At 53.0% G+C, this 22,675-nt stretch carries 19 protein-coding genes and 1 pseudogene; 6 read left to right on the top strand and 14 right to left on the bottom strand.

From position 1 onward, the window contains the following. Nucleotides 1–2: 2 nt before the first annotated feature. The 4 genes from crtY to C1N59_RS21115 form a co-directional block, all read right to left on the bottom strand. Nucleotides 3–1,151: a lycopene beta-cyclase CrtY gene (gene crtY / locus C1N59_RS21130; RefSeq protein ID WP_006122049.1), complete on the bottom strand. Its 1,149-nt coding sequence runs from the start codon at nt 1,149–1,151 to the stop codon at nt 3–5. Beyond that, nucleotides 1,135–2,430, bottom strand: coding sequence for a glycosyltransferase (locus tag C1N59_RS21125; protein ID WP_394551275.1), 1,296 nt, complete (start codon nt 2,428–2,430; stop codon nt 1,135–1,137). Before C1N59_RS21125 ends, crtY begins: the two co-directional genes overlap by 17 nt. Before the next feature lie 9 nt (nt 2,431–2,439). Beyond that, complete coding sequence (locus C1N59_RS21120) at nt 2,440–3,351, bottom strand: polyprenyl synthetase family protein (protein ID WP_394551272.1); 912 nt, start codon at nt 3,349–3,351, stop codon at nt 2,440–2,442. A gap of 246 nt (nt 3,352–3,597) precedes the next feature. Beyond that, complete coding sequence (locus C1N59_RS21115) at nt 3,598–4,128, bottom strand: YtfJ family protein (protein WP_394551297.1); 531 nt, start codon at nt 4,126–4,128, stop codon at nt 3,598–3,600. 168 nt (nt 4,129–4,296) lie between these two features. On the opposite strand from C1N59_RS21115, the gene C1N59_RS21110 reads away from it, so the two are divergent. Further along, nucleotides 4,297–4,515 carry a MerR family transcriptional regulator gene (locus tag C1N59_RS21110; RefSeq protein ID WP_033742609.1) on the top strand — a complete coding sequence of 73 codons (219 nt, stop codon included), beginning with the start codon at nt 4,297–4,299 and terminating at the stop codon, nt 4,513–4,515. A 60-nt stretch (nt 4,516–4,575) separates the two neighbouring features. Here the strand turns inward: C1N59_RS21110 and C1N59_RS21105 are convergent, their stop codons facing one another. Together C1N59_RS21105 and C1N59_RS21100 are read right to left on the bottom strand one after the other, a co-directional pair. Further along, the gene (locus C1N59_RS21105) at nt 4,576–6,303 is read right to left on the bottom strand and encodes a DUF2534 family protein (protein WP_394551270.1); all 1,728 of its coding nucleotides are present in this window, start codon (nt 6,301–6,303) and stop codon (nt 4,576–4,578) included. A 67-nt stretch (nt 6,304–6,370) separates the two neighbouring features. Then, nucleotides 6,371–6,796, bottom strand: coding sequence for a DUF2946 domain-containing protein (locus tag C1N59_RS21100; protein ID WP_394551295.1), 426 nt, complete (start codon nt 6,794–6,796; stop codon nt 6,371–6,373). A 206-nt stretch (nt 6,797–7,002) separates the two neighbouring features. Between C1N59_RS21100 and C1N59_RS21095 the strand changes: the two are divergent. Next, nucleotides 7,003–7,943: pseudogene (locus C1N59_RS21095) on the top strand (D-2-hydroxyacid dehydrogenase). A 1-nt stretch (nt 7,944) separates the two neighbouring features. Here the strand turns inward: C1N59_RS21095 and glsB are convergent. Then, entirely contained in the window at nt 7,945–8,865 is a 921-nt protein-coding gene (glsB, locus tag C1N59_RS21090) for a glutaminase B (protein WP_054687875.1), read from the bottom strand. Between the two features lie 246 nt (nt 8,866–9,111). On the opposite strand from glsB, the gene clcA reads away from it, so the two are divergent. Further along, a complete protein-coding gene (clcA, locus tag C1N59_RS21085) occupies nt 9,112–10,506 on the top strand; it encodes a H(+)/Cl(-) exchange transporter ClcA (RefSeq protein WP_394551268.1) in 1,395 nt (464 codons plus the stop codon). 172 nt (nt 10,507–10,678) lie between these two features. On the opposite strand, the gene C1N59_RS21080 is transcribed toward clcA, so the two are convergent. Then, on the bottom strand, nt 10,679–10,852 hold the full coding sequence (locus C1N59_RS21080; RefSeq protein WP_006122059.1) for a GhoT/OrtT family toxin: 174 nt from the start codon (nt 10,850–10,852) through the stop codon (nt 10,679–10,681). A gap of 342 nt (nt 10,853–11,194) precedes the next feature. Here C1N59_RS21080 and C1N59_RS21075 point away from each other — a divergent pair, with 342 nt between their 5' ends. Next, nucleotides 11,195–11,731 carry a YbhB/YbcL family Raf kinase inhibitor-like protein gene (locus C1N59_RS21075; RefSeq protein WP_054687876.1) on the top strand — a complete coding sequence of 179 codons (537 nt, stop codon included), beginning with the start codon at nt 11,195–11,197 and terminating at the stop codon, nt 11,729–11,731. Nucleotides 11,732–11,789: 58 nt separating this feature from the next. On the opposite strand, the gene proP is transcribed toward C1N59_RS21075, so the two are convergent. The 4 genes from proP to C1N59_RS21055 all read right to left on the bottom strand — a co-directional run bounded on the left by proP (nt 11,790) and on the right by C1N59_RS21055 (nt 16,991). Further along, complete coding sequence (gene proP / locus C1N59_RS21070) at nt 11,790–13,265, bottom strand: glycine betaine/L-proline transporter ProP (RefSeq protein WP_054687877.1); 1,476 nt, start codon at nt 13,263–13,265, stop codon at nt 11,790–11,792. 332 nt (nt 13,266–13,597) lie between these two features. After that, nucleotides 13,598–14,800, bottom strand: a complete 1,203-nt coding sequence (locus C1N59_RS21065; protein WP_054687878.1) for an MFS transporter — start codon at nt 14,798–14,800, stop codon at nt 13,598–13,600. A 218-nt stretch (nt 14,801–15,018) separates the two neighbouring features. Next, on the bottom strand, nt 15,019–15,843 hold the full coding sequence (locus tag C1N59_RS21060; RefSeq protein ID WP_394551265.1) for a CDP-diacylglycerol diphosphatase: 825 nt from the start codon (nt 15,841–15,843) through the stop codon (nt 15,019–15,021). A gap of 245 nt (nt 15,844–16,088) precedes the next feature. After that, nucleotides 16,089–16,991: a LysR family transcriptional regulator gene (locus tag C1N59_RS21055; RefSeq protein WP_006122064.1), complete on the bottom strand. Its 903-nt coding sequence runs from the start codon at nt 16,989–16,991 to the stop codon at nt 16,089–16,091. A gap of 99 nt (nt 16,992–17,090) precedes the next feature. On the opposite strand from C1N59_RS21055, the gene C1N59_RS21050 reads away from it, so the two are divergent. Together C1N59_RS21050 and C1N59_RS21045 are read left to right on the top strand one after the other, a co-directional pair. After that, entirely contained in the window at nt 17,091–18,158 is a 1,068-nt protein-coding gene (locus C1N59_RS21050) for an SDR family oxidoreductase (RefSeq protein ID WP_394551263.1), read from the top strand. 89 nt (nt 18,159–18,247) lie between these two features. After that, nucleotides 18,248–18,901 carry an SDR family oxidoreductase gene (locus tag C1N59_RS21045; RefSeq protein ID WP_006122066.1) on the top strand — a complete coding sequence of 218 codons (654 nt, stop codon included), beginning with the start codon at nt 18,248–18,250 and terminating at the stop codon, nt 18,899–18,901. A gap of 43 nt (nt 18,902–18,944) precedes the next feature. Here C1N59_RS21045 and fumA read toward each other — a convergent pair whose 3' ends face one another. Further along, nucleotides 18,945–20,591: a class I fumarate hydratase FumA gene (gene fumA, locus C1N59_RS21040; RefSeq protein ID WP_394551261.1), complete on the bottom strand. Its 1,647-nt coding sequence runs from the start codon at nt 20,589–20,591 to the stop codon at nt 18,945–18,947. 157 nt (nt 20,592–20,748) lie between these two features. Continuing rightward, a complete protein-coding gene (locus C1N59_RS21035; RefSeq protein WP_039339314.1) occupies nt 20,749–22,260 on the bottom strand; it encodes a DASS family sodium-coupled anion symporter in 1,512 nt (503 codons plus the stop codon). Nucleotides 22,261–22,675 lie beyond the last annotated feature (415 nt).

Genomic DNA, 22,675 nt, shown 5'->3' with positions numbered 1-22,675 from the left:
CTTCAACGATGAGTCGTCATAATTGCCTGCAATGCCGCGAAAACGGGAACGGGCGGCTTGCCGCTCAGAATGCGTAGCCGATCGGTCACGGTGAGTTTTCCCGCATAAAAGCGGGCAATCAAATCCTCGGGTAAGCCATAGAAACGCTGCATCACACGCCAGCGTGACTCGGCCGGTCCGGCTAAAAACAACATGCGATTCAGCATGCGGAAAAACCCCTGTTGCTGCCAACGTTGCTGGGCAAAGTGAGCAATCGTCTGGTGAACAGAGGAAGAGGTAAACACATCCAGCGCGCTGAGACGATCGGCCAGCGCCACCGCGAGCGGTAGGGAGTAGCCGGTTGTCGGATGAAACAGCCCGGCGCGTAATCCGCTACAGGCTTGCGGTTGCTGTTGCCAAAACTGACGATTATCGCCCGTTAACGTAATGGGCAATGCACCCTGTTCTTCCCGCAGCAACGTCTGTAACGGCCAACCCTGTCGCGCAGCATAATCGCGAATGTTCTGACGCGCCCGTTCGGCCTGAAGATTAGCCTTGTCAATGTAGTGTGTGTCTTCGATCAGCAGTGCGGTTGCGGAAAGCGGCAGGGTATAAACAAAGCGGTAGCCATTTTGCTGATCGACCGTCGCATCCATGATAATCGGTGACGATAAACCATGCGGCGCGCTCAGTTGCCACTCCTGACCGATAAATGCCTGGAATCCTACGCGTAGTGCAGAATCAGGTGTGTAACCCCGTCCATCGATCACTGTACTGGCATGAATAATCCGGCCATCCGCTAACTGGACCGATTCAGCATGAACGGCTGAAACCGCGGTATGCAGCCATAAATGTTGTCCAAACTGTTGCCGGAGTATCCCGGCGAAATGCCGGGAGGTCACGCAGTAGTAGCCACTGTTCACATGGCGACGGCGTTGGGGGAAACGAACCTGGTAGTCGGGCCAGTGATGGACCACAAGCGGCGCTATCCAGCGATGCTGATTCAGCGTTAAATCCTCTTCGTGAAAGGACCAGGTATGGTTCCCTCCCGCCTCAGGACCCGCCTCAATAAGCAAGATCCGCATATCCGGATGCTGTTGCTGAAGCCGGAGCGCGATAAGGCCATTAGCCAGACCGGCACCGACCAGAATTAGATCATAGTGCGGTTGCATAATCCTGCCCACTGAGTACTGGCTGACAGGTCCGCATCGCCTGTTCAACAATATCGGCGGCGGCTGGTGTGCCGCCTGCCAGACGCAATGCGGCCTGAATTTTTGTTATACGCTGCGGGTAATCGGTGTTAGTCAGTAGCGATCGAATCTGCCGCGCCAGCGCATGGCTGGTGGTAAACCGAGACGCACGCTTGCCGATGCCATGATAAACAATTCGTGATGCCACGCCAGGTTGATCAAATGCCAGCGGCAGCGCCAGTAGCGGTGTGCGGGAAGCAATAGCGTCCAGTACCGTATTCATCCCACCATGTGTGATTGCCAACTGTGCCTGTGAAAGTGCTGCGGATTGATCGGCAAAATCCACAACCTGAATGTCCCCGCCCCGGGCCAGTTCACCTGCCTGCGTGGCTGAGAGGCCGCCACAGTGTGCCAACAGTAACTGCGCATCCACTTCTTCGCAGGCTTTGGCGATGGTCCTGAACAGGCCATAACGATGCCCCTGCAGGGTGCCCAGCGAGGCAAAAATACGGGGTTTGTCCGGGGACGGAAAATAAGAAGTTGCTGACCCCGGCGTCCCCTGGGGTTGCCGTAACGGTCCAACCGCATGAAAGCAGTCGGGCAGCGCTTTGCGGGGAAAATCCAGTTCGGGGATCAACTGGCTGATTTGTGCCAGTGGAGAAAAGCAGTGATGCAGTTTTTCACGCGGGGCTAAACCCATTCTGCATGCATGATGCGCGATCACACGATCGTGACGTCGCATCAGCCAGTCATAAATTTTTTCGCTGGTGGTATAGCGTTCCCGAGCCGCATCGCTGGTGCCGTATTCGAAAGGCATCACCGCCAGAGGCAAACCCGGTTCGCGGTTGAGCGGCAGCGCGCAGGCCACCGAAACAAACGGCAGGCCTGACGCTTCTGCGACTACTGCACCTGCCGGCTCCATTTGATCAACGATCACGCCCTCTATCTGCAACGCATGAAAAGCGGCGGGCAGTTCCCGGCAAAGCATATCGCTGGTACGTGCCATTTCATTGATCAGTCGTAACATCGAGGGTCCGAGTGGGTGCGCGGCCAGATGCAGCAGGTGCGATAAGGAACCGGGAGAATGCGTTTGCAGTCCGACGGTCTGGAATCCGATATCGCTGGCCGTTACCAGCGCTTTGCAGTCATGTTGCTGAAAAAACGTAACACGATGACCGCGGGCCACTAATTCCTTAGCAAGGTTTTGCAGAGCGCGAACATGGCTGAAAAAGGGCGGTGCGATCACCGCAAAATGGCTCATGCAGCATCCTTAACTGACGGCAGCGAGTTTTTTGTCAAACCAGGCCTGAATAAAAAGTTGGGTGGTGGAATGGCCGTTTTGGCATGCCGCGGAAAGGTGTTCACTGGCCAGGCGCAAATGCTGTCGCAGGCGTTCTTCGACCGCGCTTGAGCCTAATAAATTGACCAGCGTTGATTTACCTGCGTCCTGATTGATGTCTTTGCCGGTATCGGTCATGCCATCGGTAAGATCGTCAAGCAACTGAAAGGCCTGACCGAGATCGAGCGAGAAACGATGCAGGTTCTCACGCGCTTCGCAGGACGCGTTGGCCGCAATGGACGCCATTTGCGTTGACGCGCAAAACAGCGTGCTGGTTTTAAACTGATTGGTTAGCAGTATGGCATCGGCGCTACGGGGGGTATCGCCCTCCGAGAGGTCCTTAAACTGGCCCTGAACCAGACCCTGCATGCCAATCGCAGTGGACAGCTCCGATACCGCGCGAGTTTTGGCTATCGGCGTCAGACCTTCAGCCTCGGCAATCACCCCAAACGCTTTGCTGAGTAAAGCGACCGCCGCCAGAATCGCCACATGTTCACCGTACTGCATGTGAATGGTGGGACGCCCCCGACGCATCTGCGCATCGTCCATGCAGGGCATATCATCCAGAATCAGCGAGGCAGCATGCACCATTTCAACCGCGCAGGCTAAATCCAGTAATCCCCCGTGACTGATCGCACAGCCAAGATCGCGCGCTGTTAATAACAGCAGCATCGGACGAATACGTTTGCCCGGTGCCAGCGTGCCTTCACGCATCGCGGCACCCACACAATCCCGCTCACCCTGAACCGGCAGTAACTGATCAAGGCGGCTATCGATATCAGCCAGCAACTGCTCAGCCGAAATGCCAGTAAGGTGAACGTGTTTTTTTGCGCAGACCGTCATTCGGGCTGTCCTTATTAACGGATACATTTACGACAACGCTAAAACGTGCGATGCCATTTTAAAAGACACTTTAACTGCCAGAGCATCGTTGGCAGGGCTACCCGTTTTTTTACCGTTCGGGTTTTCAGTTTTTTTGGGGCTAAACCCATATAATTAATACTAGTTGAGCTTTAAGAAAAGAGGGGAAATTCATCAACCTCCGTCACTGCCCTCTGCCGGACAGCTCTTAATCACCTGGATCGTTCTTCAGCGCGTCAGCGTCCGCAATAGCGAAATAATCTGCGAAATGTCATCCGCGCTCAGAGGAGTGTCTTTGGCAAATTGCACATTGCCTTGTGCGTCAAGAACAATTGCCGCCGCCTCGCCCGGTTTAAGCTGCCAGCGATGGCGGGCAAGGCCACTGCTGTCAATGATGAACTGCTGCCACGGCGACGCTTTTTTACTGGCGCGAATGCTGTTAATCACAAAAATACTGCTGCCCGGCAGCGCATCGTCGGTATTAACGATGGTGGTTGTCTGAAAGGTCTTTTCCGGCAGACTGGCCTGCTGAATGGCGCTGATGAGGCCTGCGGACTGCTCTTTAGCCGATAACCGGCCAGCCACATGAATAAGTAAACGGGCTTTTCCTGTAAGTGACTGACTGTTCCAGGTTTGGTAGTGAATTTGACCGTTGCGTAACTGCATTTCACCTTTATCTGCGACAGAAACGGCCGGAACAGGTTTGCCCATCGTAAATGTGTGAGCATGAGACCAACAGGAAAAAAGAAAAAGCACCATCAATCCATAACGTTGCACGTGGTCTTCTCATGTTGTCTTAAGCAGAACTTCCAGCTTAGCAACTTTCTCCCTCTTTCGTCTGTTTAATGCGTGTATATGACGCAGATCAATAAGAACCGCCCTGAATTGAACAAAAATGCAGCATTAACGACAGGTTGGGAGGTGAACATGCATGCAGAGTTTATGACATTACCCGAAATGGCGACCTATCTGGGTATTTCGCAAACAAGCCTGGTCAGAGCGCTTTGCAATCGTGGGGCGTTATATGGGGTACCGTTGCCTGAGGGGCTGGAGCATCTGCCGTTGACGCAGCGTCACTGGTTACGCGAGGATGTGCGGCAGTTTAAACATGCGCTACAACGTGCCCATGTTATCCATCATCACTGAACGGACAAAACGTTATTATGCCTGACAGCAATGTCGCCCGCTAAAAGCGGGCGACATTGTTTATTTACCTTGCTCGTCGCTTTCACCCAGGAAGAAGTACCAGAGTGGAATGGACATTAAGCCTGTAAACACTGTTGTATAAAGCAAAATCATCAAGGCCTGCGTGATATACATCATCGTGGTCCAGTCGCTGAACGGAATATTGTATTGCTCAATCACACCACTCACCATGGCGCGAGCCATCACCGTTCCGACAATGATGGCGAGAATAGCGACACTGCGCAGGAAATAGCGCATCTCTTTACGCTTTACTGCAAAACGGGACTGCACAATCGCCAGCGGCGATTGTTGATCTTCCGGCGTAGCGACCACCTGACGTACCGCACGCTGCGCTTTACGCCAGCGTTGCAGATCCAGCAGCACAAAGACCACTAAACTGACGCCCATCAGCGGCAACGCATAACCCAGAGCCAGGGCGAGAATCAGGCTTGAGCCCTGAAGATAGCGGGGTAACGCGAGCCAGGCCGCGAGCAGCGTTTGCACTGGATTGGCCTGCGGTAGTGCCGGGCGTCGAATCCACCACATGCGGTAGCCGAGCACGATCATGGCGCATAAACCAAAACCAAAGAACGCGAGAAGCAACTGATTGGGTAAGCCAAACAGCACGCCCATATGCGCATCCACGCCCCAGCGCGTAAGTTTTGCGACCAGCGGGAAACGGGCAAACTCAACGTGATCAACAATGCTGAAGTCATGCGGATTTACGGATACCGAGTCGACCTGCGTCGGCCAGCGACGCTCTATCTCACTGACCGTCCAGGCCTGGTCAGGGTTTTTGGGCTGGCGCAGTTCAATTTTAGCAGCGTGTAAACCGGCCAGGCGCGCGGCGTGTTCAACGCTGTCCCAGTCCGCGTCCGGCTGATTGAATACGGCGGCCATACTGGCATGATGACCCGGCATTGAAGTCTCCATCACCATGCCGTCCATGTCGGGATGATGATCGGCGTGGGGATCGGCAGGCGCAGACGGTGCAGCCCCGTTTAACGCCGTTCTGACCTGCGGTGTCAGCCAGCCAAGATCGCTACGCATTTTATCAATATTGCTCCCGGCCCACTGCGACCAGGTCAATCCCGTAACGGAGAAAAAGATCAACCCCAGAGATAACACCAGGCCCAGCGTAATATGCCAGTATCGTGTCAGTGCAAAACCTGTCTTGCGCGTTTTTACCTTACGCCGGGGCAGGGTACCAGACCACAACACGATCCCGCCCAGCGCCGCCACCCACAACCACGACGCCGCGAGTTCACTGTAGTTGCGGCCAACATCCCCCAGCAGCAGTCCACGATGCATCTGGTCAAGCCACATCCGCAGAGGTAACACGCCGCTGGTGCCGTATACGGTCATATCACCTTTGACGCGAAGCGTATAAGGATCGATGAAAACAGAGCGTGACTCTGATGGGCCTGACTGTGCATCCGTAAATTGCACGCGAGTGGTGTTATGAGCGCCGGGCGCAGGCCGTACCGCATAAATCCGCGCATCACCAACATATCGCCGCGCCGCAGCAATCTGAGCGGACAGCGGCTGAGCGGCACCCACAGGTTCCGCGGTTAACGCATCTTTATAAATTACGTTTTCTATCTGTGGCGTCAGGACATAAAGCGTGCCGGTTAATGCCGCAATAAAAATAAACGGCGCAATAAACAGGCCAATGTAAAAATGCAAACGGCGCAAAACATTCAGTACCGTGCCGCGCGGCGGCGATGTTATTTCTTGTGAAACACTCATAGCGATTCCATATTTCGAGAATACCGGGCTTTTCTTCTTCGTGGATGACGAAGAAGAAAAGATCACATTAAGCTGAGGCGCGCATTTGCAGTGGTGGGGCGCGCTGCCGGTAAACCCGCTTGTGGCGCGGTAACAGGGGGCAAAACGTATCGGGAGTCGGTGGGGCCCGGCTAATTAAACACATTAACCAGATGAACGGAATAAACACCCATAGCATAAAGGGGATATGGACCAGCAGATCGCAATAACCACAGGCACTCATCATCATGCTGTGATCGCCCATGGCCATATCGCTATGGTGATCCCCCATCGGCATGTCGGCCATGATCATATCGTTATGCTGATCCAGCATCGACATGTCGGACATCGCCATCGCGTCACGACGTTCAGCCAGATTTTTGGATACCATCGGTGCAATGAACATCAGCAGTACCGCCAGTATCGCAAGACAGGCGGTAAAACGTTGTCGATTATAATGGGTGGCGTTAATCATCTGAACGGCGATAGTCGGGTACACGATAGAGGCGGCAGTGTAACGCGTCAGAGAGTTTAGGGTTAAAAGAAATGCCTTTTTGCCCCAAAAAATTAGCACCTTTTGAACACCTTCACTTAATTAGATATTAAGAATAACTTATCTGTTACTGCTGCCATACATTTGAGCAACATTATTCATCCGCAAAACGTGATAAAGGATACGTCATGAAAATCGTAACGCTTGATGGCGGCACGCTGCCCGTCCCTCCTCCTCAACCTGACTGGTGCAGCGACTGGTGTTTTCGTGAGGAAACGCACGACAATGAGATTATTGAGGCGTTAAAGGGCGCAACGATTGCCATCACCAATAAAGTCCCGCTGCGTGCGGCGACTCTGGCACAGCTTCCTGACCTGCGCTATATCTGCGTCACCGCCACGGGCTTTGATTGCATTGATATTCCGGCGTGTCGGGAACGTGGAATCGTCGTGAGTAATATCCCCGGCTATTCAACGCAAAGCGTTTCAGAATGCGTGATTGCCTTTATTTTTGCGTTGCGTCGCCAGATAGTGGAATACGCGACGCTCACGCGTGAAGTATGGCCTGCGTCTTCTCATTTTTGTTTTCACCGTTCACCGATTCAGGATATTGCGGGGCAACATTAGGCATTGTGGGAAAAGGAGACATTGGTATCGCCTTGGGCAGGCTGGCACAGGCGCTCGGCATGAAGGTGTGCTTTGCCGAACGCAGGGGCAGCACCAGGGTGCGTGAGGGCTATGTAAGTTTTGACGAGATGCTGGCCGCAAGCGATGTGATTTCGCTGCATTGTCCCCTGAGCGAACAAACCCGGCATCTGATTAACAGTGAAACCCTGAATAAGATGCAACCCCATGCGCTGTTGATCAACACAGCGCGTGGCGGTCTGATTCATGAAGCTGATTTGGCGGAGGCATTGCAACAGGGCACGATAGCCGGAGCGGCACTGGATGTGCTGAGCAGTGAGCCGCCGCCAGCCGATCATCCTCTGCTTCAGGCCGATGTGCCGAATCTGCTTGTCACGCCGCATATTGCCTGGGCAAGCAAAAGTGGTATGCAAAATTTGTTGCAAGGCATCATGGTCAATCTGGCTGGCTTTGAGCAAAACCGGCCTGTAAATGTTGTCAGCTGAGTCAGAATATTGAGCGGCCCAGCCTGTCAGTCAGGCACTCCAGCGCGGCAGTGCCTGCCAGCGAGTTGCCTGCACTGTCCAGCCCGGGTGACCATACCGCTATACTCATTTCGCCCGGGACCACGGCAATAATACCGCCACCAACGCCCGATTTTGCGGGCATGCCGACGCGCCAGGCAAATTCACCCGCCCCATCGTACATGCCACTGGTGATCATCAAGGCATTGATTTGCCGGGCCTGACGGGAGGTGATGAGCACCGAGCCGTCAAGCGTTTTTCCCTGGTTTGCCAGGTAAATAAAACTGCGGGCCAGTTCAATACAGTTCATGGACAATGAGCAGTAGTGAAAGTAGGTCTGCATCACGTTGGTCACGTCGTTGTCAAAATTGCCAAATGACTTCATTAACCAGGCGATAGCCGCGTTGCGGGCTGAGTGTTCAAACTCTGAACGCGCGACATGACGATCGTACTGAATATCAGGTTGCTGGCTCAGTTGACGGATAATCTCAAGCATACGCTGGCGCGGTGCTGTAAGACGCGTTTCAAGCAAATCACAGATCACCAGCGCGCCGGCGTTAATAAAAGGATTACGCGGTTTTCCCTGCTCAAGTTCAAGCTGAACCAGTGAATTGAACGGCTGACCTGAGGGCTCTTTACCCACGCGTTGCCAGATCTCCGCATCCTCATAGCGCGTCAGTGCAACAGTTAAGGAGAGGACTTTAGAAATCGACTGGATGGAAAAGCGCGTTTCAGCATCACCCGCCTGAAAGACTGTGCCGTCACGCAGACAGACGGCAATACCTAAATGATCGGCAGCGACGTCGGCCAGTGCCGGAATATAATCGGCTACCTTACCGCGATGAATTAAGGGACGAACCTGTTCAAGAACCTTTTCCAGCAAGGCATTACTCAGCGTGGTCACACGTTTCACTCCAGAATAAGTGATGATGGCGCAGGATGATGAGCGCCCTTCAGGCGCAAATCAATGGTTTATGGATAAAATTGCCGTGCACATCCTGAAATCATGTTCTTCGCGGGTGGCGAGTGGCAGAACAGCAGACGTAGTAAAATCCAGAGATAAATAAAAGCGAGGAATAATGCTGCAAATACGCTAACCTCTCGATTTAATTTGGGTGGTCAGTTTTCAGCAGGATATTTGAGGTCAGGCATGCGCGCTTCTGTTTCAAACCGACACGGGATTTTTCGGCCTCGTCGGCTCCGTCTGTTGCAATATATTATACGTCGAGACAAAACACCGGCCGCGTTGCTGCTGATGGCCGCGCTGGTGGGTGTGCTGACTGGCCTGACCGCGGTGGCGTTTGATAAAGCCGTTGGCTGGGTGATTCATTCGCGGATCAACTGGCTGAGCCAGCATGAAAATAATGTCTTTCTTCTTGGCTGCTACGCTTTTATTTTTTCCGCCGTGCTGGCCGCGACAGGCTATTTTCTTGTCAGGCGCTTTGCGCCGGAAGCAGGCGGTTCGGGCATTCCTGAAATCGAAGGTGCGCTGGAAGAACTGAGGCCGGTGCGCTGGTGGCGCGTGTTGCCGGTTAAATTCTTTGGCGGACTTGGCGCAATTGGTTCTGGCATGGTGCTGGGTCGTGAAGGCCCGACGGTTCAGATTGGTGGTAACATCGGGCGTATGTGCCTCGATATCTTTCGCATGCGCTCCTCTGAATCCCGCCACACTATTTTGGCTACCGGGGCCGCATCAGGTCTGGCCGCAGCCTTTAATGCACCGCTGGCGGGCATTCTGTTTATCATTGAAGAAATGCGTCTGCAGTTCCGCTTTAGCCTTATCTCCATTAAAGCGGTGTTTGTAGGCGTCAGTACCTCAAGCATCGTTTTTCTTGCGCTGAACGGTAATCAGCCCATTATCAATATCGGTCAGTTAAAAGATGCTCCGATCCAGACGCTCTGGTTATATTTACTGCTGGGGATTTTATTTGGCGGTTGTGGCGTCGCTTTTAATCGCCTGATATTTACCCTTCAGGATCTGTTTCAAAGGCTGCATCAGGGACGGACATCACGCTGGGTCCTGGGTGGGGCGTTATTGGGCGGCTTATGTGGCTTACTGGGGCTGATATTGCCCCAGGGCGTAACCGGCGGGATTACGCTCATCCCCGACTTTACCGCAGGAAACTATACGTCGATTGCCTTACTGTCCTTATTTTTATTGCGGGCGGTCGTCACGCTACTGTGTTTTGCCTCTGGCGCCCCAGGGGGCATTTTCGCCCCCATGCTGACGCTGGGCACCTTACTGGGTACCTGCGTGGGGCAACTGTGCGTTAACCTCTTCCCAGCCTATCATCTTGAAGCCGCGACGTTTGCCGTAGCAGGCATGGGCGCCTTGTTTGCCGCTTCTGTTCGGGCACCGCTCACCGGAATTATTCTGGTACTGGAGATGACCAACAATTATCAGTTGATCCTGCCGATGATTATTACCTGTCTCGGTGCGACACTCTCTGCACAGTATTTCGGCGGTACACCGCTGTATTCAACGATACTGGCACGTACGCTGGCAAAACAACAACCTCAGGAGGAGGGGGCAACGGCGCGGTAAAAGCATCCCGATTACGGCAGGCAGGGCGCGCGCCATCTGTAAAAGGATGGCGTCCGTATGTAAAGCAGACTGCGCGGAACAGGTGCGATATCACGCAGGCTTGTGCAGGGAAACGTCTGGCAGAGAGAAAAGCGATCAGGAAAAGCCAGCCGGCACGGGCAGGAGAAAGGCCTTAAAACAACGCGAACATAAGGGCGACGGGGAAACTCATCGGCCAGGTTGCACCCACCAGAAAGGCACTCAGTAATTTAATGCTGAGTTTGTCGCGGGCGATAAAAAACGTAATGAGCGCGGCAACAAAAGCAACCACGCCGTAGAAAACCAACATGTGTTGATAAAGTGTCATTTGAGCCCTTATCCCTGATTCATGATTTGTTACGATCATGCGGTTTTTTGTGACTTAGATCAAGTATCAGACCTTTTGTGTAAATAAAAAAACAATGCCTTTCTAAGAAGGTAAACCGTAGAGCAGCCAAGGTGAGCTGGCGATTTCATGCTGAAATCGTCGAAAGTTCAGGCGATTATGTAACAGCATGCTCGCGCTTACCGTAAGCCTTCAGGCTGACGACAGCCCTCGCTTTCATAGCCCCTCATGCGTCTGCACAGCCAGGCTTTGCGACATATACTGTTTACGGCAACGTGCCTCACGCTTACCCCCTCTTAATACGGTTTCGCACAGGAGTACCCGGTGAATAAACTGATTTCTCTTCTATTAATTTGTTTGAGTCCTGCGGCATTGGCTTTGACGCTGCAGTCAAAAGATTTTAGTGATAATGGCGTGCTGGATAAGAAGTTCGCGGGCGCAGATAAAAGTAAACCAGCCTGTACCGGGCAGAATGTTTCTCCTGAACTCAACTGGTCCGAAACACCGGCGGGCACAAAAAGCTTTGCCTTGCTGATGACCGATCCTGTTGGCGCAAAAGGGCTCGGGGTTACGCATATGGTGGCGTACAACATTGCCGCTGAACGCAGCGCATTTGCTCAGGGCGAACTGACGCAGGGGAAAGGCTATACCGGCGGTAAGAATTCACCGGGTACGGCGCACTATTATGGTCCTTGTCCCCCTGTGGGATCTGGGCTTCATCACTACAACTTTGTGCTTATTGCCACAGACCTGCCGCCGTCTGCGCTCAAAGCCGGTTTAACGCATGATCAACTGCTGAGTAAACTTAAAGGGCATGCGCTGGCTGCTGCAAGCACCGTCGCCCGTTTCGGCAATGACTAACGTGCTATGCGATCAAAAAAACACCCTGCATGTGCAGGGTGTTTTTCGTGAGTTTGCTTTATTTCGCGTCGGCTGGTGAGGGTGGCACTGGTTCTGCGCTTTTATCCAGTTTTCTAATCAGGCTATGCGCTTCAGCTTCAGTTGCCACAGCGGGGGATGAACCGCTTAACGGCTTACGGGCGGTTTCCCTGACCGTCAGAATCGTCAGTAATCCAATCACACCCGCCACCATCATATAGTACGCTGGCATCATGGTATTCTGCGTGGTATCGACCAGCCATGCTGTCAGTAACGGGGTTGTCCCGCCAAACAACGATACAGACAGATTAAAGCCGATGGCGAGCGCACTGTAACGAATATCCGTGGTAAACAGTGCCGGTAATGTCGAGGGCATTGTGCCGCTGAAGCAGGTATGGAGCACGCCCAGAATCAACAGTCCCGCAAAGACGGCCCACATATTATGTGTCCCGATCAACATAAAGCAGGGGATTGAGAGCAAAATCAGCCCTACCGCACCGAAACCAATCACCGGGCGGCGCCCAATGCGATCGGTCCAGCGGCCCCACATCAGCGTGAGCGGCATCATCACAAACATGACAACCATGACCAGTAACAGACCGCTCAGTTCAGGTAAACCCAGCACGCCGGTCAGATAGCTGGGCATATACGACGTCAGCATATAGTTCGACACGTTAAATAACAGGACCAGGCCGATACATTTCATCATCGGGACACGATGCTTACTTAGCATCTTAAACAGGCTCAGGCGCGGTTTGCTTTGCTCCAGTTCCTCCTGTTTTTGCATATGCTGTTTGAAGGCCGGCGTTTCTTCCAGTTTCAGACGCACATACAGGCCGAACAAGCCCAACGGTGCGGCGATAAAAAAGGGCACGCGCCAGCCCCACGACATCATCGCCTCGGACGAGATTACCGAAGTCATGACCGTCACCAGACACGCGCCCAGCAGGTAACCGCCAAGCGTTCCAAACTCCAGGAAGCTGCCCATGAAACCGCGACGTTTGTCTGTTGAATATTCTGCGATGAAGGTGGCTGCACCGCCATATTCACCGCCCGTTGAGAACCCCTGCACCAGGCGGGCGACCAACAAGAGGATAGGGGCCATGATCCCGATAGAGGCATAAGAAGGGATAATGCCGATACAAAATGTGCCAATCGACATCATGATCATCGTTATCGCCAACACCTTCTGGCGTCCAATCCGATCGCCAAGTGGACCAAAGACCATCCCACCCAGTGGACGCACTAAAAAGGCGGCCGCAAAAGTACCAAAGGTGGCGATAAGCTGAATCGCGTTATTGGCATCGGGAAAGAAAACCTTACCGATGATCACCGCCAGATAGCTGTAAACCCCGAAGTCGAACCACTCCATGGCATTGCCTAATGCCGCGGCCCCTACTGCCCGCTTCAGCATGTCATTATCAATAACGGTAATATCATCAACAGTGAGTTTTTTTGGCCTTTTATTCCAGAAATGCTTTTTTGGCCTGGTTGACGATGAATGGTTAGTATCCATATTTTCCTCATACGACTTAAATGGGACGACCTATAGCTTTCGCAGCCAGTCAGCGAGGTTAACGGAAGAGAAGGAAGTGAAAGCTATAAGAGGCCAGTAACTTTAATGATAGAGCGTTCTTAACCGCAGCGTAGAAACATAGTCGATGAATGTCATTTTTTGCAAGTCTCTGGGAAAAAAGACTGTCTTATAAGTGAGATAGCAGAAAATGAGTTTTTACTTTTATTTACATTTTGCCATGTTTTCGAAAAGGCACTGAGAGTGACCCGGGAGCCCGTTAAAAGTGGTGCGCGAAGACTCTCTGCCAGCCAGGGCTGGCAGAGAAGGGCACATCAGGCAGGCTTCGCCTCGGGCGTCCGGCCCGAGAACCACCACAACATCAAGGCTACCAGGGCAATGCAGCCTAATGCGCTGAAGGCAATACTGTAAGAGTAACGGGCCACAATCAGGCCTGTCATGGCCGGGCTCATGGACGCCCCAACGCCTTGCATCAGCATTACCACACTCTGGCCAGCGTTCACGTGCCCACTGCCGCGCAACAGCGACACGATATAGCCCGGCACGGCGACGCCCAGTATCCCGGCCGCAATACCGTCCAGGATTTGTACGGGAACCACGAAAAAGGTCTCCGGAAATTCTGCTGCAATAACCGCGCGCAGCGGCATCATTAACAGTGCGGTCATGATTAAACGGCGATAGCCAATCTGATCGACACGTTTAGAGACAAAGATCGCGACAGGGATCATCACTAACTGGGAAATTACGACCGTTGCGGCAGCATACAGGCCGGGATCCACCGTATCAGGTCCGGTTGAGGAGGCCACACGCATGCTCAGCATGGGCAACAGCGCAGCGTTAGCCAGATGGAACAGCAGCAGCGTCAATCCGGCCACCAGCAACGCCGGTTTGCGCGCCAGTATCCACAGGCTGAGCGTAGGTTTATCCGACGATTTATCGTCCAGGCCGCGCGCCACATCATGGTCAATATCGTCTGCACGAATAGCCAGGGTGGCGATAGCCGCAAATACCGCCATGACCATCATCAGGATGAACACCGCACCCAGCCCCCATTTCCAGGCGGCAAAACCTGCAAGGACAGCCGCCAGCGTATTACCCGCATGGTTATAGGCTTCGTTGCGTCCCATCTGACGGTTGAACCCTTTTTGCCCGGTCAGGCCCAGCGTTATACCTGCCACCGTCGGACCGATGAAGGCGGCAGCGATACCCGCGACGATTTGCGAAATAATCGCCGTCCATGACTGATTGCTGTACCAGAGCAGTAAGGTAGCGACCGTGATCACGACACAACCCGCCAGGATAATAAAGCGTTTGTAACGTGTGGCGTCGGCAACCACACCCGCCGGTAACGTTGAGAGCAGTCCGGCGATACCGCCTGAGGTCATCACCAGGCCTATTTCATCCGGGCTCCAGTGGCGTTCTGTCAAAAAAATGCCTAAAAAGGGCCCAAGGCCGTCTCTGACGTCGGCCAGAAAAAAACTCATCAGGCACAGCGCCTGAAGTGACCGTTGTGACATGTGCTTTTCCCTGTAGCTGATAAGAAGGTGTGGGTAACGACCACATTTCAATGCGTAACGCAATGCATCATGGCAGTAAAAATACTCAGTAACATAACGTTAAAGTTACAAAATGAAAAAATTCACGTTTTGTGTAATTTAGTCTAATGACTGGCTGACTGTGTGAGGGGCACTGAGGCTGCCAGCGGTCAGGCTTTATGCCATAGCGTGCCATCCCCTTATTGATGCGGCACTGTCTTCATCGTTGCCACTGAGGAGGCCTGCGGAGGGAGCAGTGTTGGGTCGTGCAGAATTTCACAATTTTTATCCAGAAGCGATTCGACGGATGCCCGGTTCCCTTTATCCCAGCCTCGTCGCGTCACCAGCAGGATAAAGCCGTTTTTTCCTGAAAACGTGGCAGGAACAACGGCAATCCCGTATTCCGCCAACTGAGGCGGAGACAGATGAAAATCGCGGGCAACGGATGCAACAGGATAAATGCCCATCACACTGGGCTGCAGGACGCGTCGCGCATAATAAGTGTGCGTCAACAATGTGTCTGGCAGGGGATGCCAGTCATCCTGAATATAAGGGCGTTCAGCCTGTAACTGGTGATAGACATCTTCCCGCAGGCAGGTGAGATGAATATGCAGTTGATTCTGGCTGCGCCCCCAGGCGGAATTGACAGCCATGCCCAGCCTGTCTTCCGGCACCGTTCCGCCATACGCCGCCATTACGCGATAACGCATCAGCCACGCATAACCGAAATAGTCTGTGCGGGTCGTATACGACAATAAGGGGCTTTCGATACCAGATAACGAAAGTGTGGGCACCAGAATAAAATGATACGGATAACGTGGATTTTGAATAACGCTGAAGCCCTGCTGTTCCCCTTTTGCAAGATAGACTTGCTGGCAGGGGGCAGGATAGCCAGTGTACGCGTAGTTCACCCTGCAAACGTCGTTCGTCACCATCCACAACGCATCCTGGCGCGCACAGCCTGACAGCGCAAAAGCTATCCCTGCCAGAATACTCAGGCGGCACAGAAGGGGCAGGAGAGGCATCAGACTGCCGCCGGTGTTAACGTGCCGCGTGGCGCCGTGCTATGTGCATAATCCGAAGTGTTCGCGCTCTGAAATGCCATACCTTATTTGTCCTTACTGGCTTATCCGTTCCACCGGCTACACAATAAATTAGCGACATGCCACAATAAAGGCCACAGCGTGTGTGACAGAAGATCATCCCGCGCGTGTTTCTGCGCTGGCCGTGCCGAACGCCCGTCGGCCGCAGAGGTGAGATCTTTGATCACTTAGCGAATCACCAGCTGTGTCAGTGCGGATAACAAGGCATCTACCTTCGGCAGCAGTTGCTTACGGCGTGGCCAGATGACGCTCAGGGCCAGACCATCAGGCTGTAATTGTGGCAGGATAATCTCCAGTTCGCCTTTAGCTACGGCACTGTTTACCAGCCAGGAGGGCATTTGCGCTATGCCAAGTCCGGCTATGACCGCCTGGAGTTGCGCATCTACATCACCCAATGCCATCCGAAACGGCATATCTCGCCACTGGACATGTCCTTCTTCACGGGGGAATAACCAGGGTTTGGGCGTGTTATCCGCGCGTTCGTAAAGAATGGCCCGATGTTGCATCAGCGCCTGTTCGTCCTGTGGCCGGCCTTCGCGATCCAGCCAGGCTGGCGATGCACAAAACACCATTCTCTCTCGTCCCAGGTAGCGACTGCCCATTGAGGCTGGTAAATCGGCGGATCCGCCAATCCTGACCGCGACATCAATACCTTCGTCGAAGAGATCAATAAAACGATCTGAAAAGCTCACTCTGAGCTCAAGCTCGGGATGCTGCTGGCAAAACGGAATCAGCAACGGCATCACATTCAGGCGACCATACGTATGCGGCACAGCGAGTCGCAGGCGTCCTGACGGAATAATACGTTGTGCTGCCAGAACTGACTCAGCTTCAGCAAGCTCCTCCATGATGCGTATGCAGGTTTGGTAATAGGCGTTACCGGCATCGGTGAGCTGCAGCCTGCGTGTTGTGCGCTCCAGCAAGCGCGAGCCCAGCCGCGCTTCCAGCCGACTGACGCTTTTACTGACGGCGGAGCCGGTGACATGCAGACGTGCTGCCGCAGCAGTAAAACTGCCGCTTTCAACACTGGCAACAAAGGGAACAATATCCTTAAGACGTTGATCGTGCATGATTGATGAACTCAGGTTGAGAATGCTGTGAATAATTACCAATAATAGGAATTAAATTCTCTATTACGCTTAGCATTACGCAAAACGAGGAGAATTAACATGCAAAAACAGGCTTTGATTGTCGGAATCAGCGGGGTTATCGGGCGAGCGCTGGCTGAAAGGTTAATGAAAGACGGATGGCAGGTCAGCGGATTATCCCGCGGTCGCGGCGCTGTTCCGCCAGGCTGCCACAGTCTGACGGCCGATTTGACCGATCCCGATGCGGTGCGCGCTACCCTGAAAGATACCAAACCCGATGCGGTATTCTTCAGCGTGTGGGCACGTCAGGACAGCGAAAAAGAGAATATCCGCGTCAATGGCGGGATGATCCGTAATGTCATTGAGGCACTCGGCGAGCGCTTACAGGGGGCGCATGTTGCCCTTGTCACCGGACTGAAGCACTATCTGGGGCCGTTCGAGGCTTACGGTAAAGGTGCGGTGCCGGTTACGCCTTTCCGTGAAGAACAAGGTCGTCAGCCCGTTGATAACTTTTATTACGCGCAGGAAGATGAGGTTTTTGCAGGCGCTGACAAGTACGGCTACCGCTGGAGTGTCCATCGTCCCCATACCATTATTGGCTATGCGCTCGGCAATGCCATGAACATGGGGCAGACGCTGGCCGTTTACGCGACCTTGTGTAAAGAAAAAGGCTGGCCGTTTATCTTCCCGGGCTCACCTGAACAGTGGAACGGCGTTGTGGATATGACCGATGCGGACCTCCTGGCTGAACAACTTGAGTGGGCGGCAACCAGTCCAGACGCGGCCAATCAGGATTTTAACGCTGTCAATGGTGATGTGTTCCGCTGGGACTGGATGTGGCAGAAACTGGCTGAATATTTTGGTATTGAAGCCGCTGCTTATCCGGCAAAAATGATGCCGCTCGATGGCCGTATGCAGGACGCTGCCAGCGTATGGCAGGCCATTGCCGGGCGCGAAAACCTTCGCGAGAGCGACGTCACCCGACTGGCGTCATGGTGGCACACTGACGCCGATCTGGGCCGTCCAATGGAAGCCTTTACCGATATGAGTAAAAGCCGTAAAGCGGGGTTTACCGGCTACCGCAGCACGCTGGATTCATTCATCCAGCTGTTCGATAAGCTGAAGCAGGAAAAAATCATCCCGCAGTAACGGGATTCGGCCCTGTCAGCGGAAGGCCATCGTCGCTGCGCTAAGGGTTATACTTGTAGTCTGACTGACGTGATATAAGGACCAGGACGATGGCAACGTGTTTTATCATTGGCGCGGCGGGAAAAGTAGGTACCCACCTGACGAAACAGCTTTGCGCCAGACAGCATGCGGTCTCGGCGCTGCACCGTAAACCGGAGCAGGCCGAAGCCATCACCGTTGTGGGCGCGACACCGATCATGGGCGATCTTCAGAAACTCAGTGTTGAGACGCTGGCGCAGAAAATGACCGGTCATGAGGTGGTGATTTTCAGCGCAGGGGCGGGTGGTGCTGGCATTGAACTCACCAATGCTATTGATGGTCAGGGTCTGGCGCTGGCGGTTGCTGCAGCAGAGAAGGCGGGGGTTAACCGTTTTTTGCTGGTGTCGGTTTTTCCGGATGCGGCGCGGGGCGAAAAAACGTCTGAAGGCTTCGAGAACTACATGCATGTGAAGCGGCTGGCGGATGTTCGCCTGGTGGAAAGTCAGCTTGACTGGGTAATCCTGCGTCCCGGGACGTTAACGGATACGGCGGGCAGTGGCACCGTACGAGCCGGTTACGCCATCCCCTACGGAGCGGTTCCACGTGAAGACGTTGCCGCCACGCTGGTGGCGCTCGTTGAAACACCGCAACTGAATCACAAAATCATTGAACTGACCGCAGGTGATGAAAGCATCAGTCACGCTCTGCAACGTTTGCAGCGCTAAATAAACGGCCCCTGTCAGGGGGCCGTTTTCTGTTACTGCCAGCTTATTTTACACAGCGCGAGCAGTGTTCACGTTCGATATGCTGGAAAAAGTCATTTCCTTTGTCATCGACCAGAATGAAGGCCGGGAAATTTTCTACTTCGATTTTCCAGATTGCTTCCATTCCTAACTCAGCGTATTCCACACACTCCAGGCTCTTGATGCTCTGTTGCGCCAGAACCGCCGCGGGTCCGCCAATACTGCCCAGGTAAAACCCGCCGTGTTTATGACAGGCATCAGTAACCTGCTGGCTGCGGTTGCCTTTTGCCAGCATCACTTTGCTGCCGCCATTTGCCTGCAGAAGGTCAACATAGGAATCCATACGTCCTGCTGTTGTCGGGCCCAGTGAACCCGATGCATAGCCTTCAGGCGTTTTTGCCGGTCCGGCATAGTATACCGGGTGATCCTTGATGTACTGCGGCAGGCCTTCGCCGTTATCAATACGTTCTTTCAATTTCGCATGCGCAATATCGCGGGCCACGATAATGGTGCCGGTCAGGGACAGACGGGTGGACACCGGATACTCAGAAAGCTGTGCAAGAATCTCATTCATTGGGCGATTCAGGTCAATATGCACCACCTCGCCTTCACCCTGTTTGCGCAGCGCTTCAGGAATATAGCGTCCAGGATTGGCTTCCAGCTTCTCAATCCAGATACCGTCGCGGTTGATTTTGGCTTTGATATTGCGGTCAGCGGAGCAGGAGACGCCCATACCGACGGGGCAGGATGCGCCGTGGCGTGGCAGACGGATAACGCGGATATCGTGGGCGAAATATTTTCCGCCAAACTGTGCGCCCAGCCCTAACTGCTGTGCGGCTTCCAGTAATTCCTGTTCCAGCTGAACATCGCGGAATGCCTGGCCATGCTCGTTGCCTTCTGTTGGCAAGCCATCGTAGTAGTGCGTTGACGCCAGCTTCACGGTTTTCAGCGTGCTTTCAGCAGAGGTACCGCCAATGACAAAGGCGATATGGTAAGGCGGACAGGCGGCGGTGCCCAGGGTGCGCATTTTATCGACAAGATAATTCTTCAGCTTACCCGGGCTGAGCAGGGCTTTGGTTTCCTGGTACAGATAGGTTTTGTTGGCTGAACCGCCCCCTTTGGCGATGCAGAGAAACTTGTATTCGTCACCATCCACGCTGTAGAGATCGATCTGGGCGGGCAGGTTATTCCCGGTGTTGACCTCTTTATACATGTCCAGCGCCGCGTTCTGTGAGTAACGCAGATTGTCTTCGATATAGGTATTGTAGATCCCCTTTGACAGGGCGGCCTCATCACCTCCACCTGTCCACACGCGCTGACCTTTTTTCCCCATAATGATGGCTGTACCGGTGTCCTGGCAGGTTGGCAGTACACCTTTGGCCGCGATTTCTGAATTGCGCAGGAACTGGAGTGCCACATATTTGTCGTTATCGCTGGCTTCAGGATCATCAAGAATAGAGGCCACCTGCTGCTGGTGGGCCGGGCGCAACATAAAGGAAGCATCATGAAAAGCCTGTTGTGCCAGTAGGGTTAACGCCTGAGGCTCTACTTTCAGCACCTCCTGCCCGTCAAATTCAGCAACGGAAACATAGTCAGGGCTGAGCAGGTAGTATTCGGTATCCTCGTGGGTAAGAGGGAAGGGGTTCTGATAATAAAAAGGTTTGTTCGACATGGTATCTCACTTAATGACGTGCTGGCTCCTTTTGAGACAGGCTGACAGGAGCAACATCACAGGCGAATTCGTTGTTTATTATGCTTGCCAGCCGTAAGCGCAGGCTGGCAAGTAGTGGCATGTTATCGTATGACGCGCTGGATTGCACAGGGCGCGGTCAGAACATCCACACCATCCAGGGATAAGCAATCAGCATCATTGCAATCAGGAAGATAGCGCCGAAGATAGTTCCCAGTCGCCAGTAATCCTTAGTAGGTAAGTAGCCGCTGCCGTAATAAATAGGGCTCGGACCTGTACCGTAAGGTGTGATGATGCCCATCACGCCCAGAGAGGTACACAGCATCAGACAGAACACGGGCATATTGATGCCAGGAATCGAGGCGGCAATCGTCAACATGGCAGGCAGTAACGCCGTTGTGTGCGCGGTGGTACTGGCGAACAGGTAATGCAGCAGGAAAAAGGCAATTAACAACACGACCGCCGAGATCTGTGGATCATAGCCTTGAAGTAATATTCCTCCTTCTTTACCCAGCCAGGCGATAAAGCCCACTCTGGCCAGACCGTCAGCCAGGGCTACCAGCGTGGCAAACCAGGCAAAAGTGTTCCAGGCCGCTTTGTTGCTGGTGATATCATTCCAGTTAAGCACACCAGTCCACAGCATCAGGATGATGACTAACAGTGCCGCCATGGCCGGTTCGATCCAGGCAGTAGCAAAAATCCACATCAACAGCGCACAGACCACAAACACCAGTAACAGGATTTCATTGCGGGTCAGTTTACCCAGTTTTTCAAGCTCTGCCATCGCCCAGCGTGGCACCTCATCATTCACTTTGACTTCAGGTGGATAGAACCAGTAAGCCAGCAGCGGCATGGTCAGAATCAGCAGCAGACCTAAAGGAATAAAGGCAAGAAACCACATTCCCCAGGAAATATCGAAGCCAATGACGCTTTTGACTAAAGCAAGGGCTAACAGATTCGGCGCCAGTGCAGACAGGAACATGGAGCTGGTAATACAGGCCGCCGTGATGGCAACCCACATTAAGTAGGATCCGATTTTGCGCGCGCTGGGATCGTTGGGTTTAGAGCCATACAGCGGTGGCAGGTTGGCGATAATCGGGTAGATGGTACCGCCACTGCGCGCGGTGTTAGACGGAGTAAAGGGTGCTAAAAGCAGGTCAGCAAAAGTGATGGCATAACCTAATGTTAAGCTGCGGCGGCCCAGATATTTCACCAGAATCAGGGCCAGACGACGACCAAACTGCGTTTTATCGTAGCCAGCAGCAAACATGAATGCGCCAAAGATCAGCCACACGGTTGAATTACCAAAGCCGCTGACGGCCCATTTAAAGGACTCCGTTGCGAGTTTAAATGTCGGATTGGCCAGTTCTGTCGGACTAAACAGCAAAAACTGACTGAAGAGGGCGATGACTACGACGCCTGTCAGACCAATTACGGCACCGGGCAGCGGCTCAAAAATCAAGCCTACAATCACCCCAACAAAGATGGCGAAGAAATGCCATGCATAGGGTTCAAGACCGGACGGTACGGGGACGAGTAATAAAAGCACTGCGACGATGACAGGCAGGGCTAGCATCAGTGCTTTATTTTTTTTGCCCGCAGCTGCAGGGGCTGCTTTAGGGGGCTCTTTCATGTTTGAGAGTGTTTTCATAGTGTTTTTCTACGAGTTAAGGATAATACGATTAACGCCCCGGCGAATTCTTCAAGACATTTTATTTATTCTACATTATAAGAATAACCCGTGGTGTTTTATATTCTTTTAACGTTTCTACTCGTGCGATGCAGAAAACTTAAGAAACCATGTGAATATGATGCGACTTCTGGAAAATAAAATTTTGATCTGGATCAAACAAGTTAAATTGTATTTTTTATGTTTTAACAAATTAAACAATAATCAATGAGGAACAGGTGAGTAAGATAGCATTGAATACTTTTTGCAACCACATCAGGAAGAAAAAACACAGAGCGTTAATTTTAAATTATTGTTTTTAGTGGGTTTATTTTACTGCTGTTTCACTATTGCTTTTTGGTAACTATTGATTAACAATAACCATACATCACGAAAC

The sequence above is a fragment of the Pantoea sp. SGAir0183 genome, assembly GCF_043545505.1.
This window is presented reverse-complemented; position numbering and strand designations above follow the sequence as displayed.